Source organism: Epilithonimonas lactis (genome assembly GCF_900110605.1).
GTDB classification, from domain to species: Bacteria; Bacteroidota; Bacteroidia; order Flavobacteriales; family Weeksellaceae; genus Epilithonimonas; species Epilithonimonas lactis.
In genome coordinates this window covers 838,608-852,536 of sequence record NZ_FOFI01000002.1, presented here as the reverse complement: position 1 = coordinate 852,536, position 13,929 = coordinate 838,608, and the positions used below count along the sequence as shown (strand labels likewise).

Below are 13,929 nucleotides of genomic sequence, written 5' to 3'. Positions count from 1 at the left end.
AGTACTAAACCTGTTTGTATGTTGAATCCGCAGCCCGACTTGAGTGGAAATCCTTTTTTGTGGCTGGAAAAGCGATGGCAAAAAGATTGGGAACGGAAGGCGGATAAAGCTGCCATAATAATTATTATTGAAAAGTTGTGATAAGTATTTGTGTTTTAGAAAGAAATAGTGTACTTTTGCACCTCGAATAATATAAAATTTATAAACAATGTTTGCAATTGTAGAAATAGCAGGGCTTCAATACAAAGTTGAGCAAAACCAAAAGTTGTTTGTGAACCGTTTGAAAGGAGACAAAGGGACGAAAGTTTCTTTTGATAAAGTTCTTCTTACTGTAAACGGCGCAATCACAATTGGTGCCCCGGCTGTAAGCGGTATTACCGTAGATGTAGAAATTCTTGACCACGTTCAAGCTGACAAAGTAATCATCTTCAAAAAGAAGAGAAGAAAAGGTTATGCTAAGAAAAATGGTCACAGACAATCTCTTACTCAAATCATCGTAACTGGTATCACTGGTTTTGATTCTGAGAAAAAAGAAGCTAAAAAAGCGGCACCTAAGAAAGCGGCTAAAGCTGAAGTAACAGAAACCAGCGAATCTGCTGAATAATTTTTAACCACAAAGTTTAAATAAAATGGCACATAAGAAAGGAGTTGGTAGTTCCAAAAACGGTAGAGAATCTCATTCTAAAAGATTGGGCGTGAAGATTTTCGGAGGACAAGACGCTATTGCTGGTAACATCATCATCAGACAAAGAGGTACTCAGCATCACCCAGGTGAAAATGTTGGGATGGGTAAAGATCACACTTTGCACGCTCTTGTTGACGGTAAAGTTGTTTTCAGAAAGAAAGCTAACAACAGATCATTTGTATCTATTGAACCAAACGCATAATTAAAGGCGTTTTATAAAAATAAAAAATCCTGAGACTTATGTATCAGGATTTTTTATTTGCTATCTGTTTGCTAAAGCGTTTCTAATTGCGCTTCTGTGAATTCCATATTATGGAAAACGTTCTGAACGTCATCGTCTTCTTCGAAACGTTCTAGCATCTTCATATTGGCTTTAAACTGGTCATCCGTCATTTCTTTTGTGTTATTCGGAATTCTTTGTAGTTCTGCACTTTTTACTTCGATCTTTAAGTCATCCAGTTTGTGAGACATTGCGCCGAAATCTTCGAATGCGGTTGTAATCAAAACTTCTGTTTCGTCTTGGTCAATTTCTTCCGCACCACCGTCGATCATTTCCATTTCGAAATCATCCCATTCAGTTTTGATTTGCGCCTTCTCGATAGTGAAAATTCCTTTTCTATCGAAGATGAAAGCTAATTCTCCATTCTTCCCGAGATTGCCGTCAAACTTGTTGAAAATTGCTCTTACGTTCGCAACGGTTCTTGTTGTGTTGTTCGTCGTACATTCTACAAAGAACGCCACGCCGCCTTGTCCGTAACCTTCATAAGTTACTTCTTCGTAGTTCTCGGCATCTGCGCCACTTGCTTTTTTGATTGCTCTCTCGACATTGTCCTTTGGCATATTAGCACCTTTTGCATTCTGGATGCATCGTCTAAGTGCTGGATTGGCTTCTGGATCTGTTCCACCGGCTTTAACCGCCAAGGCTATATCTTTTCCTATCTTGGAAAACGTTTTGGCCATCTTGTCCCATCTGGCCATTTTTGAGGCTTTTCTATATTCGAATGCTCTTCCCATTACAAGTTTTATTTTATATTACAAAAGTACTGAAATATAGAAACAAAAAAAATACCTCCAATTAAAATTGGAGGTATTTATATTTAGAAATTAATTACTAATTATTTTCTTTTTTTAGTAGCTTTTTTCTTAACTACTTTTTTCTCTACTACTGGAAGATCTGATTTTTGAAGAGCATCCCAAGCAGCGCCGTTTACAGCCTCTACTACAACTTTTCTATCAGCTTGTCTTTCAGCATCAGAAGCTTTTTCAGAAACTTTAGCGTCTCTTTCACCAACTCCTACTGATTTCAATTGTGTTTTACTTACACCTTTAGCTTCTAAAGCAGCAACTACAGCAGCAGCTCTTTGTCTAGAAAGTTTCAAGTTATAAGCTTCAGCACCTTTAGCATCTGTGTGACCAGTTACCAAGAAAGTAGCATCTTTCGCTCCGTTAAGGATAGTAGCAGCTTGTTCGATTTTACCTGCAGATTCTGCTCTTACAGTTGCTTTGTTGAAGTCAAACAAGATGTTTGTAAGTGCTCCTGTAGCCTCGTCAGCGTAAGCTGAAGCTGGTTTAGGACAACCTTGATATTGAGCAAGACCGAATACAGTAGGACAAGCATCATCTTTGTCTAGTACACCGTCTCCGTCTGTATCTGGCCAAGGACAACCTTTGTTTTCAGCTGGACCAGGAACGTCAACACAAGCATCATCTTTGTCTAATACTCCGTCTCCGTCTGTATCTGGCCAAGGACAACCGTTGTTTTCTTTAGGACCTGCTACATCTGGACATTGATCGTCTTTATCTGGAATACCATCTCCATCTGTGTCAGGACATCCTTGGAATTCTGGTAAACCTGGAACATCTGGACAAGCATCTTCTTTGTCTGGAATTCCGTCTTTATCTCTGTCAGTGTTTCCGAATCTAAATAAGATAGATGCAGAAGCTTGCCAGAAGTTAGCAACGTTTGATTTATCAACTGGAGTAGTAACATAATCTCCTTGAACACCTAAACCGAAGTTTTTAGTTACCCAGAAATTAATACCAGCACCTGTACTTACAGTGAAGTGATTAGCTTTACCGTTGATGTCTCCATCCTCGTTGTAAGCAGCATATACATCACCTGACTTAGTATCCGTTTGAGGGAAAGTCATACCTGTATAGTCATGTCTTAAATAGTTAGCACCAACTCTCAAGTACGGGTCAAACCAAGACTCTTCGTCCCAAATTAGACCTGCAGCTTTGAATTGAACACCAAGACCTGTCATCAAGAAAAACTCTTTCTCCATTCCAAATCTCTTGTTGTCAACGTTACCAACAGTAGTTTGCCAGTCTAAAACCAAACCTTTTCCAAGGCTTCTTGCAACTGTCAATTTGGAAAGCGGTGGTGTAATTGAATACTTAGATACACCGAATAAGTTTTCTTTAAAATTGTTGAATGAGAACGTATTGCTGAAATTGTTTCTTTGAGCAACGTGATTCACTCCATGAGCACCTACACCTATAACCCAAGGGTTAGTAGTAGTTTGCGCAAAAACAGAAGAGGCAACAGTAAGTGCCAAAGCTGTAATTCCTAATTTTAGATTTTTCATAGAATTAAATGATTAAATAATTGATAATGCAAAATAAATATAATTTTTCTTTATAAACAAAGTTTTTTTAACTTTTCTTTAATAACCGCTGAATGTTAACCTTATTCTCTCTATCCTTGATAGCCTCCCTTTTGTCAAACAACTTTTTCCCTCTGGCTAATGATATAAGCAATTTCGCTTTCCCTTTATCATTAATATATAGCTTGAGTGGGATTATCGTATTGCCAACATCCTTTAACTTTTTTTTAAGTTTTTGCAATTCGTAACTATGCAGTAACAATTTCCGTTCCCTTTTTGTTTTATGATTGTAAAAAGTTCCCAACTTATATTCATCAATCATCATATTAATGACATAAAGTTCATCATCAATAAACTGGCAAAAGCTTTCTGTTATTGATGCTTTGGAAGATCGGAGAGATTTTATTTCGGTTCCTGTCAAAACCAGACCTGCCTCATACTCGTCCAGGATTTCGTATTCGAAGCGCGCTCTTTTGTTGAAGATATTAACAGTTTTTTCTATTTTCATAGTGTTAAATTATTATAACTATAGGGCTTTCCTCATCCCAACTAATTTTCGTAATTTTGCACAAACTTACAAAACAATATGTTAACAGTATCTAATTTATCATTACAGTTCGGGAAAAGAGTTCTTTTTGATGAAGTCAATATAAAATTTACAAAAGGGAATTGCTACGGTATCATTGGTGCCAACGGTGCAGGAAAATCGACTTTCCTTAAAATATTAAGCGGAAAACAAGACCCAACATCTGGCCACGTATCTTTGGAAAACGGAAAAAGAATGTCCGTATTGGAGCAGGACCACTTTGCTTACGACAACTTCACGGTATTGGAAACCATCCTTAGAGGTAACAAAATGCTTTTCGACATCAAAGAAGAAATGGACGCTTTGTATGCAAAAGAAGACTTCTCAGACGATGATGGAATCAAAGCTGGAGAACTTGGCGTAGTGTACGACGAAATGGGCGGATGGAACTCCGAAGCTGATGCGCAGACCTTGCTTTCAAATGTTGGTATTTCAGAAGATATGCATTACCAATTGATGGGCGAACTTGAGAACAAAGACAAAGTAAGAGTTTTGCTTGCTCAGGCATTGTTCGGTAATCCAGACGTACTGATTCTGGATGAGCCTACCAATGACCTGGATATCGCTACAATCGCTTGGTTAGAGGATTTCTTGGCAGATTATGAGAACACCGTGATCGTTGTTTCTCACGACCGTCACTTCTTGGACACCGTTTGTACGCACATCGGCGATTTGGATTATGCGAAGTTGAATCTTTACACTGGTAACTACTCTTTCTGGTATCAAGCTTCACAGTTGGCAACGAGACAAAGAGCTCAGGCCAACAAAAAAGCTGAGGACAAGAAAAAAGAATTACAGGATTTCATCGCGCGATTCAGTTCCAACGTAGCGAAAGCAAAACAGGCTACTGCTCGTAAAAAGATGATTGACAAATTGAACATCGACGATATCAAACCTTCCTCCAGAAGATATCCAGCCATCATTTTCGACACCGAAAGAGAAGTTGGAGACCAGATTCTAGACGTGAAAGGTCTTCAAAAAACCAAAGATGGCGAATTACTCTTCACAAACATCGACCTTAATCTTAAAAAAGGTGATAAAGTGGCTGTAATCTCCAGAAACTCTTTGGCAATCACAGAATTTTTCGAAATCCTTGCCGGAAATCTTCCTGCAGACAAAGGAAATGTGGCTTGGGGTGTTACGACGAACCAATCGCATATGCCTTTGGACAACACCAACTTCTTCCAAGATGACATCAACTTGGTAGACTGGCTGAGACAATTCACGAAGAATGACGAGGAGCGTCACGAGGAATTTATGAGAGGTTTCTTGGGAAGAATGCTTTTCTCTGGCGACGAGGCTCTAAAATCTTGTAAAGTCCTTTCTGGAGGTGAAAAAATGAGATGTATGTTCAGTAGAATGATGCTTCAGAAAGCGAACGTTCTTCTTTTGGATGAGCCTATCAATCACCTGGATTTGGAAAGTATCACAACCTTGAACAACTCATTGAACAACTTCAAAGGAAACATCCTGTTGTCTTCCCACGATCACGAGTTGCTTGGAACGGTTTGTAACAGAATCATCGAGTTGACGCCGAAAGGAATCATCGACAGAGATATGACTTACGACGAATATCTATCTGACAAGAAAATCAAAGAATTACAGGAGCAAATGTATTCTTAAAAATTATTTGGGCGCCTATATCCGCCTGTAGTTTATCCTGAGCTTGTCGAAGGGCTCCCAATCTTTTTGCCAAAGCTTTACCAGCTACAAAAAAGGATTTCCGCTCAAGTCGGGGCGCGGGTTTCTACATAAAATCAACGTTTGTCATTAACGACAACGATTCAAATAAAAACCCTTTCAGAGTTTCAATACTTTGAAAGGGTTTTTCATTTTGTAGAAGTTTCAAATCACAATTATAGTTTTTCAGTCAGAATATTTTTTCAATTAAAATTAATGAAAATCAAAAACTCTTATTAATTTAGAGAAATATATAAACCTTATGAATTCATTAAAATACTTACTCCTCATTCTGATGATTCCATTTTTGGGATTTGCTCAGACCAAAGACCCACGCTATCAGCCAAAACCTTACGTAGAACTCAAACATCCAGAATGGAGCAAAAATGCGACTATCTACGAGGTCAACATCCGACAATACACAAAAGAAGGCACTTTCAAAGCGTTCGAAAAGCATTTGCCAAGACTTAAAAAAATGGGCATTGATATCCTTTGGTTGATGCCAATCCATCCCATCGGAGAAGAGCATCGGAAAGGAAAATTGGGAAGTTATTATTCCGTAAAAGATTTCAAAGGCGTGAATCCTGACTTTGGAACTTTGAAGGATTTCAAGAGCTTGGTTGACAAAATCCATGCAATGGGAATGTACGTTATAATCGATTGGGTCGGCAATCATTCCGCTTGGGACAATCCATTGACCAAAGAACATCCGGACTGGTACACCAAATCCAGAGAAGGCAACTTCCAGCCAACACCTTGGTACGATTGGGACGACGTTATCGACTTTGATTACAACAATCCCGACTTCCGAGAATATATGACCGGCGCACTTAAATATTGGGTAAAAGAAGCCAATATCGATGGTTACAGATGCGATGTTGCAGGCTTCATTCCAGTCGATTTCTGGGATAATGCGAGAGAAGAAATGGATGCGATAAAACCAGTTTTTATGCTGGCTGAATGGGAATCCAGAGATTTGTACAAAAAGTCATTTGATGCGACCTATTCCTGGACGCTTTGGGATAAATTGAAACTTGCTACAACCGGCGGAAAAGGCGCCAACGCACTTTACGAATATATGGCGCACGATGTCGGCAGTTTCCCATTGGATTCATATCGAATGCTGTTCACAGACAATCACGACAAGAATTCTTGGGAAGGCAATCAGTTTTCAAACTTCGGAAAAGGATTGGAAACCGCGATGGTACTTTGCGGAACGGCCAACGGAATGCCTTTGGTCTACAGCGGACAGGAAGCTGGATTGGACAGAAGCCTTGAGTTCTTCGAGAAAGATGAAATCATCTGGAAAGACCACAAATTCTATGGATTATATCAAAAATTGTTTGAACTTAAACATAAAAATCAAGCACTTTGGAATGGAAAATGTGGCGGAGAAATGATAAGAGTGACGAACAATCAAATGAATGACGTCCTATCCATCTACCGAGAAAAAAATAACGATGCGGTTTTATCCATCTATAATTTCTCCGACAAAAGTTTGCCAACTTCCGTTGATACTAAATATTACAATGGACAATACCGAGAATTGTTTACTGGCAAAATCTACAACATCAATTCTGAAAAGACCAATCTTAATTTGAAACCTTGGGAATATTTGGTTTTGGTAAAGAACTAAAAAAAAGCAGCCAATTGGCTGCTTTCGTTTTTCTATTTCGTAAGTTTTGTAGTTGGTAAAGAAACCGTTCCTGGGTCTTTCCAAAGACCATCTTTCTCAGCTCTTTTTTTGATTGCTTCTGCCCTCTTGTTGCTATCAGGATGCGAGTTGAACATCTTCTGGAAACCAGATTGCGCTGTTCCTCCTTCCGATAACAAAGCTAACTTTTTGAATGCTGTATAAGCCCCAACAACGTTGTAACCATTCGCTTTCATAAAGTCGTAAGAATAAGTATCAGCTTGTGATTCTTGTTTTTTGCTGTGTGTAGCATCTAACATTGCGTTCGCCATTTCTCCAATTTGACTGTTGTTTAGTGTTGCCACTGTATTTGACGAAGCAGATGCTGCGTCCAATGCTGCAGCTTTGAGATAAGCAGACTTGATGGCATCTTTGGTATCTTCATTCTTTACGTGACCAATTTCGTGACCGATTACGGCCAGAAGCTCATCATCTGTCATGATATCCATCAATGAAGAAAAGACACGAACACTGCCATCTGCGCAAGCAAATGCGTTGATATCCTTTACTTTGTAAACTTTGTAATTGAGACTAAGACCGTCTTGGGATTTGTGTTTTGCAAAAAGCTTGTTCAATCTTACTGTGTATGGATCTTTGGGACCAGCCACTTGATTGTTATTATCCATCCAATCTACAGATTCTTTGGCTAATTTGGCAGCGTCAGCATTGGTAAAAGTCATAGCTTTCAAACCTTTTCCAGCAATGTCCGTCGCTTTTCCAAGACTTATTTTTTGCGCATTTGTCGTGCAGAAACCACCTAAGATGATTGCACAGAAGATAATTTTTTTCATAAGTTTTATTTATTTGTTTAGAATTCCGCAACAATTAACATACCATCGAGAAATTAAAACAAATTATACTAAACTATTCTTATCAGCATAATTAAGTTTAAAGAAAATAAATGTCATTATTGAAAAAGCCAGTAGCGAACTTCCTCCATAACTGAAAAACGGCAGTGGAATCCCAACCGTAGGGAAAAGTCCCATGACCATCCCAAGGTTGATGGCAAAGTGAATTAATAAAACGGAGGCAAAACTATATCCAAAAACCCTATTGAAAGTAGATTTCTGATTTTCAGCGAGATAATAGATCCTGCCAATAAATATAGAATAGCAAATGATTAGAAGCGTGCTTCCCAGAAAACCCCACTCTTCGCCTACGGTACAGAAAATATAATCGGTCTCTTGCTCGGGAACGAATTTACCTTGCGTCACAGAACCTTGCTTGTAGCCTTTCCCAGTGAATCCACCCGAACCAATTGCAGTCTTGGAATAGAGCAAGTTATATCCAGATGTATCTCGGAATGCTTTTTCACCTTTGTATAAAACTTCAATTCTTTCTCTCTGGTGTTTTGGAAGCTTGGTAAGAATGTAACTGGAAGAATATGACAACCCACTTAGAACGCCAACTGTCAAAACAATTGCAACGATATACATCACGTTTCCTTGGATCTTATAAAAATTGAAAAAGACAAAAATGGCAGCAATAATGAGGATTGCAATCACCACATATAATGGATTGACTGCAATTGAGATCAAAAATGTAGCCGCGAAGATAAAGATAACACCGAACAACCAGCCGGAAAGTCCTTCTCTGTAAAGTGCCATTACAAAAGCAAAAAACACCAGCAATGAACCGACATCGGGAATCATTAGAACAACAATTCCGGGAATGGCAACGATTGCAATGGATGTATATAATGAGCGCTTTTTCTTGATATCAAAATCCTGATTTGATGCGTAATTTGCCAACATCAGTGTAGTTCCAATTTTGGCAAACTCAACGGGTTGCATTGTAAATCCACCGAACTTGTACCAGTTTTTCTGACCAAGGATCTCCGTCCCGAAAGGAAACAAACCGATCAGAAGCAGCACACCGCCAACATAGATGATTGGAGACATGTTCTCGAAAAACTTGGTTCTCATAAAGAATATCATCATCCCGACAAACAAAGAAATCCCGAAGAAGATCAGTTGTTTTTGTCCGAGATCTGCTTTCACACTATAAATATTAAAAATAGCGAAAATGCAAAGCATCAAGTAAAGTGTAATTCCTAATTTATCTATCCCTTCTGCCCACTTCATTTTGAATTGTTTTTTAGAGTTTTAACTTTGGAACTATCCTTCTTTTTTTTATTTTCAATAGCTTGGAGGCTGTCTTTGATCTTTTTGAGTTTCACGGTATCTTTAGGTGGTTCTTTGTACCAGCCTTTTCGTTTCATCTCAGAAATATACTGTCTTTTATATTCTGGCATAAAGCTGGACGTGATCATCTTCTTGTAGAGATTTTCCCGTTTCAGTTCTCCAGTGATGTATTTCTCTGCAATCACAGTACAAGCTGGTCCAGCCCAGGTGGCACCAAATCCTGCGTGCTCCATTACGGCTACAACCACAATTTTCGGTTTGTCTGCAGGCGCGATCAATACAAAAATAGAATTATCTTTTCCTTGAGGCACTTGCGCAGTACCCGTTTTTGCGAGTTGCGTAAAATCTTTTGACCTAAGACTTCTTCCTGTTCCTTTGATCATAACAGCCTCCATTCCTTGAAGAACGACATTATAATATTGAGGATTCTGAATCATCGTCATATGTTTCTTCTTGAACCTTGGATCTGGATTTGGTTTTCCGTCGATGCTTTTCACAATGTGAGGTGTGTAGTACCAACCTTTGTTAGCAATCGCGCCTACGAAGTTTGCCATTTGAAGTGGTGTTAAGAGAACATCACCCTGTCCCATTCCATTGTACAAAGCACCTGTCGGCATCTCGTCCCAGTTTTTGAAATCTGTCCTTTTTGAGCCGCTTGCTTTATAGATCGATTTCATCCTTTTTTCATAGAATTCTCCAGAAGGGATTCTTCCTTTTGCCCCAACGGCCAGATCATTGTTAAGAAATTCTCCAACGCCAAAACTGTTGATGATCTTTTTCCACTCGTCCACGCCTTTGGAAGGATTTCCCGGATACTTTTTGATGATGGCCAAATAAGCATAAGTAAAGTAACAGTTACTGGAAACCTGAATAGAAGGAATCAACGGATCTGCACCACCGTGACCTTTAATACTTTTTCCACGGTAGAAAAATCCTCTTCCACACGGGAAGATCGTTTTGTCTGTCATCACGCCCATTTCCATAGCTGCCAAAGCAGTTAGCAATTTGAATGTCGATCCCGGAGGATAGGCCGCTTGTATCGATCTGTCAAAAGTTGGTTTGTTTTCGAAGATTGTATCGTTGGCTAATTTGTAAAGATTTCTGGATTTTTGCGGTCCTGTGAAAAGATTTGGGTCGATGTCCGGACCAGTCGCCATCGTCAGGATCTCTCCATTATTTGGGTCTAGAGCGACGACTGCGCCGTGTTTGTTCACGAGCATCTCTTCCGCCATTCTTTGTAGGTCGTAATCGATGGTCAAGGTAAGGTCTTTTCCTGTAACCACTTCTTTATCAAGCTCTCCGTTTTTATAAGAACCGATGCTTCTTTGGCGAATGTCTTTTTGGATGTATTTCATTCCCTTCTCACCACGAAGTTCTTTTTCGTAAGATTTTTCCACACCACTTTTGCCGACAAAATCACCCGGTAAATAGTATGTTGAATCTTTTTTGATGTCCGCATCATTTACCTGATTCGTGTATCCCAAAAGGTTTCCGGAAGTGTTAACCTCATATTGCCTTTGTGGACGTGGAACGATGCTGAAAGCTGGATATTTGAAGATCAATTCTTGGATCCTTGCCATTTCCTCTCGACTTAGATTCTTCATAAAAGTCATCGGCGTCAGCTTGGAATAGTATTTCTCCTTCTCAATATTCCTCAATGTTTTGACAAATTCTGGTTCTGTGATTCCCAATAATTTACAAAATCCTATCGTATCGAAATCTGGTTTTAGAAGTGCCGCCGTGTAAGAGATCTCAAAAGAAGGCTGATTTCCTACCAATATTTTTCCGTTTCTATCAAAAATGACACCTCGTGGTGGGATGACATATTCTATTTTGATGGAAGTATTCGCAGCATTCAACGCATAGCGGTCGGTGAATAGTTGCAAATAAGAAAGTCTTGCAATGAAAATCAATGCAATGATAGAAAGGGCGAGTGTGATCTTGAGGTATTGTGATTTCATATGTGCTTTAAAATTATTCCTGAGGACATATGCAACCTCAATGTGAAAGCTTTTGTTTGGTTATGTACATTCTAGTTTCAGACTTTTTGCTTGATCTTAAAAGCTAATGCATAGGCTAATATAAATACAAACGAAATTATACTGGTAACTATTACATTAAATAAAATTTCAAAAAATCTGTCGAACTTAAAGAACTCGATGTACTGCACCAAAAGTTGATGGATGAAAATACTGGTCACAATAAAAAAGATGAATTGTGTCCATTGTATCCCTTGGAAAGAGAAAAAATCTGTGGTCGTGTCTGTAGAAGTTCGGAAGATGATCGTTCTGAAGTACGCCACAACGGTAGTTGCGAACGCATTGATTCCCCAGGTTCCTAAAAATGCATCCACGCATAATCCCAAGATAAAACTTAAAGCTAAAAAATGAAATCTGTTTCTGAAGAACGGATAGAACATCACAAAAACAGGATAAAGTACGGGAATATATTGTCCGAACAAGGCAATTCTGTTCAGAATGAAGATCTGAAAAGCCGTCAACAATGCGATCAAAACCAGATCTGATACAACGTTTCTACTGATCATCTTTCTTAATTTGAACTTTTAATGAATCATCAATTTTTTGAACTTCGGATTTTTTCAGATTTCGGACGACAAAAACTTTGCTTAATTTCCCGATCTTCTCGCTAAGTTCTACAGAGATATCCCAGAATCCCGTTTTGCTGTCAACCTCGTAACCTGCTATGGTTCCAACCAAAATTCCGGCTGGGAAAATTGAGGATTTACCATCAGTTACAACGGTGTCACCCACTTTTAAAGGAACATATTTTGGAATGTCGGAAAGTGTCATTGTTCTCGTGTCATCGCCTTTCCAGGACAGTGTTCCGAAGTAACCAGACTTCTTGAGCGAAGCACTTATCTTGATCTTATTGACACTCAGAATCGATTTGACCAATGAATAATTATCTGTAGTATTGATGACAATCCCGGCAATTCCTTTCGGAGCTATAACGCCCATATTGGAACTCACGCCTTGCAGACGTCCGCGGTTAATCGTGTAATAATTATCTCTTCTATTGATGCTGTTGAAAACCACTTCTCCATCTACAAAAGTGTAGATCTGTCCGCCGCCGATTGTATCGTAAACTTTTCGAAAATTGGGTTTGGCCACTTTATCTTTGCCGTAAAGTTCCAACATCAAAGCTTTGTTCTGGGTCACAAGATCTTCATTGATTTGTTTCAATTTCAGATAAGAAGTTCCCTCATCGATATATCCAGAAACCCAAGAATTGAACGCCGCAGTCCTAGCCGCAATGAAACTTTGCTGCATAGAATTTTTGCTGAAAATAAGTACAATTGCAACCAATTGCAAGAATACAAAGAACGCAAACAAAGCATTCTTAGAAAAAAATCTCAGCAAAGCACCCATCTAAAAACTTGAGAAAATCTTAATTACTTGATAAGGAAATTGAATTTGTTCATATTCTTAAGAGCGATACCGGTTCCTCTAACCACCGCTCTCAAAGGATCTTCTGCCACGAAAACAGGAAGTCCCGTTTTTCTGTGAAGTCTGTCTGCCAAACCTCTTAGAAGCGCTCCACCACCAGCAAGATAAATCCCAGTTTTGTAGATATCAGCCGCCAATTCCGGAGGCGTCAATGACAATGTTTCCATTACCGCATCCTCGATTCTGATGATAGATTTATCAAGTGCTTTTGCAATTTCTTTATAGTTCACCATGATTTCCTTTGGCTTCCCAGTAATCAGATCACGACCTTGTACAGGGATATCATCGATTGGAACATCCAACTCTTCAACCGCAGAACCAACTTCAATTTTGATTCTTTCCGCCGTTCTTTCTCCGATGTATAAATTATGATGTGTTCTTAAATAATAAGCAATATCATTCGTGAAAACGTCACCTGCAATTTTCACAGATTTATCACAAACGATTCCTCCTAATGCAACCACGGCAATTTCCGTAGTTCCACCACCTATGTCGATGATCATATTACCTTCTGGTTTCTGAACATCGATTCCAACTCCTATTGCAGCCGCCATTGGCTCATAGATCAAGCGAACTTCTTTGGCGTTTACTTTTTGTGCTGAATCTCTTACCGCTCTTTTCTCAACCTCTGTAATTCCTGAAGGGATACAGATCACAATCCTAAGCGCTGGCTGAAAAAACTTTCCTTTGATGCCCGGAATTTGTTTGATGAATTCCTTGATCATATGTTCTGACGCGTGGAAATCGGCAATCACACCATCTTTCAATGGACGGATGGTTTTGATATCCTCATGGGTCTTTCCTTGCATATGTTTTGCTTGCTCACCTACGGCAATCGGCTTGCCAGAAGAGCGCTCTATCGCTACGATAGATGGCTGATCCACAACTATTTTGTTGTTGTGTATGATAAGTGTGTTCGCAGTTCCCAAGTCGATCGCAATCTCTTGCGTAAACATATCCATTATACCCATTTTCGTTCAGTAATTATTAAGTTTACAAAGATATAAATTTCGAAGCATTCTCTATCTTGAATTAAAAATAATTTGGTTAAAATTTCCTTAAAATTTC

At 39.0% G+C, this 13,929-nt stretch carries 13 protein-coding genes; 4 read left to right on the top strand and 9 right to left on the bottom strand.

Annotated elements, in window-relative coordinates; translation table 11 throughout:
• The first annotated feature begins 208 nt into the window (after positions 1-208).
• Together rplU and rpmA are read left to right on the top strand one after the other, a co-directional pair.
• Entirely contained in the window at positions 209-604 is a 396-nt protein-coding gene (gene rplU / locus BMW39_RS09210) for a 50S ribosomal protein L21 (protein WP_034964031.1), read from the top strand.
• A gap of 25 nt (positions 605-629) precedes the next feature.
• Positions 630-887, top strand: a complete 258-nt coding sequence (rpmA, locus tag BMW39_RS09205; RefSeq protein ID WP_028121647.1) for a 50S ribosomal protein L27 — start codon at positions 630-632, stop codon at positions 885-887.
• 71 nt (positions 888-958) lie between these two features.
• On the opposite strand, the gene BMW39_RS09200 is transcribed toward rpmA, so the two are convergent.
• The 3 genes from BMW39_RS09200 to smpB all read right to left on the bottom strand — a co-directional run bounded on the left by BMW39_RS09200 (position 959) and on the right by smpB (position 3,799).
• Positions 959-1,699 (bottom strand): YebC/PmpR family DNA-binding transcriptional regulator, encoded by a 741-nt coding sequence (locus tag BMW39_RS09200; protein ID WP_034974011.1) that lies wholly within the window; start codon positions 1,697-1,699, stop codon positions 959-961.
• A gap of 101 nt (positions 1,700-1,800) precedes the next feature.
• Positions 1,801-3,273, bottom strand: a complete 1,473-nt coding sequence (locus BMW39_RS09195; RefSeq protein WP_034974009.1) for an OmpA family protein — start codon at positions 3,271-3,273, stop codon at positions 1,801-1,803.
• A 67-nt stretch (positions 3,274-3,340) separates the two neighbouring features.
• Positions 3,341-3,799, bottom strand: coding sequence for an SsrA-binding protein SmpB (gene smpB, locus BMW39_RS09190; RefSeq protein WP_034964024.1), 459 nt, complete (start codon positions 3,797-3,799; stop codon positions 3,341-3,343).
• A gap of 78 nt (positions 3,800-3,877) precedes the next feature.
• On the opposite strand from smpB, the gene BMW39_RS09185 reads away from it, so the two are divergent.
• Together BMW39_RS09185 and BMW39_RS09180 are read left to right on the top strand one after the other, a co-directional pair.
• Complete coding sequence (locus tag BMW39_RS09185) at positions 3,878-5,500, top strand: ABC-F family ATP-binding cassette domain-containing protein (protein ID WP_034974008.1); 1,623 nt, start codon at positions 3,878-3,880, stop codon at positions 5,498-5,500.
• A 319-nt stretch (positions 5,501-5,819) separates the two neighbouring features.
• A complete protein-coding gene (locus BMW39_RS09180; RefSeq protein WP_083391910.1) occupies positions 5,820-7,193 on the top strand; it encodes an alpha-amylase family glycosyl hydrolase in 1,374 nt (457 codons plus the stop codon).
• A gap of 32 nt (positions 7,194-7,225) precedes the next feature.
• On the opposite strand, the gene BMW39_RS09175 is transcribed toward BMW39_RS09180, so the two are convergent.
• The 6 genes from BMW39_RS09175 to BMW39_RS09150 form a co-directional block, all read right to left on the bottom strand.
• Positions 7,226-8,041, bottom strand: a complete 816-nt coding sequence (locus BMW39_RS09175; RefSeq protein WP_034974006.1) for a M48 family metallopeptidase — start codon at positions 8,039-8,041, stop codon at positions 7,226-7,228.
• A gap of 63 nt (positions 8,042-8,104) precedes the next feature.
• Positions 8,105-9,334, bottom strand: a complete 1,230-nt coding sequence (gene rodA / locus BMW39_RS09170) for a rod shape-determining protein RodA (protein ID WP_034974004.1) — start codon at positions 9,332-9,334, stop codon at positions 8,105-8,107.
• Complete coding sequence (locus BMW39_RS09165; protein ID WP_034974002.1) at positions 9,331-11,355, bottom strand: peptidoglycan D,D-transpeptidase FtsI family protein; 2,025 nt, start codon at positions 11,353-11,355, stop codon at positions 9,331-9,333. Before BMW39_RS09165 ends, rodA begins: the two co-directional genes overlap by 4 nt.
• A gap of 77 nt (positions 11,356-11,432) precedes the next feature.
• Positions 11,433-11,939: a hypothetical protein gene (locus tag BMW39_RS09160; protein ID WP_034974000.1), complete on the bottom strand. Its 507-nt coding sequence runs from the start codon at positions 11,937-11,939 to the stop codon at positions 11,433-11,435.
• Positions 11,929-12,783 (bottom strand): rod shape-determining protein MreC, encoded by an 855-nt coding sequence (gene mreC / locus BMW39_RS09155; RefSeq protein ID WP_034973999.1) that lies wholly within the window; start codon positions 12,781-12,783, stop codon positions 11,929-11,931. Before mreC ends, BMW39_RS09160 begins: the two co-directional genes overlap by 11 nt.
• A gap of 23 nt (positions 12,784-12,806) precedes the next feature.
• Positions 12,807-13,832 carry a rod shape-determining protein gene (locus tag BMW39_RS09150; protein WP_034964011.1) on the bottom strand — a complete coding sequence of 342 codons (1,026 nt, stop codon included), beginning with the start codon at positions 13,830-13,832 and terminating at the stop codon, positions 12,807-12,809.
• Positions 13,833-13,929: the final 97 nt, after the last annotated feature.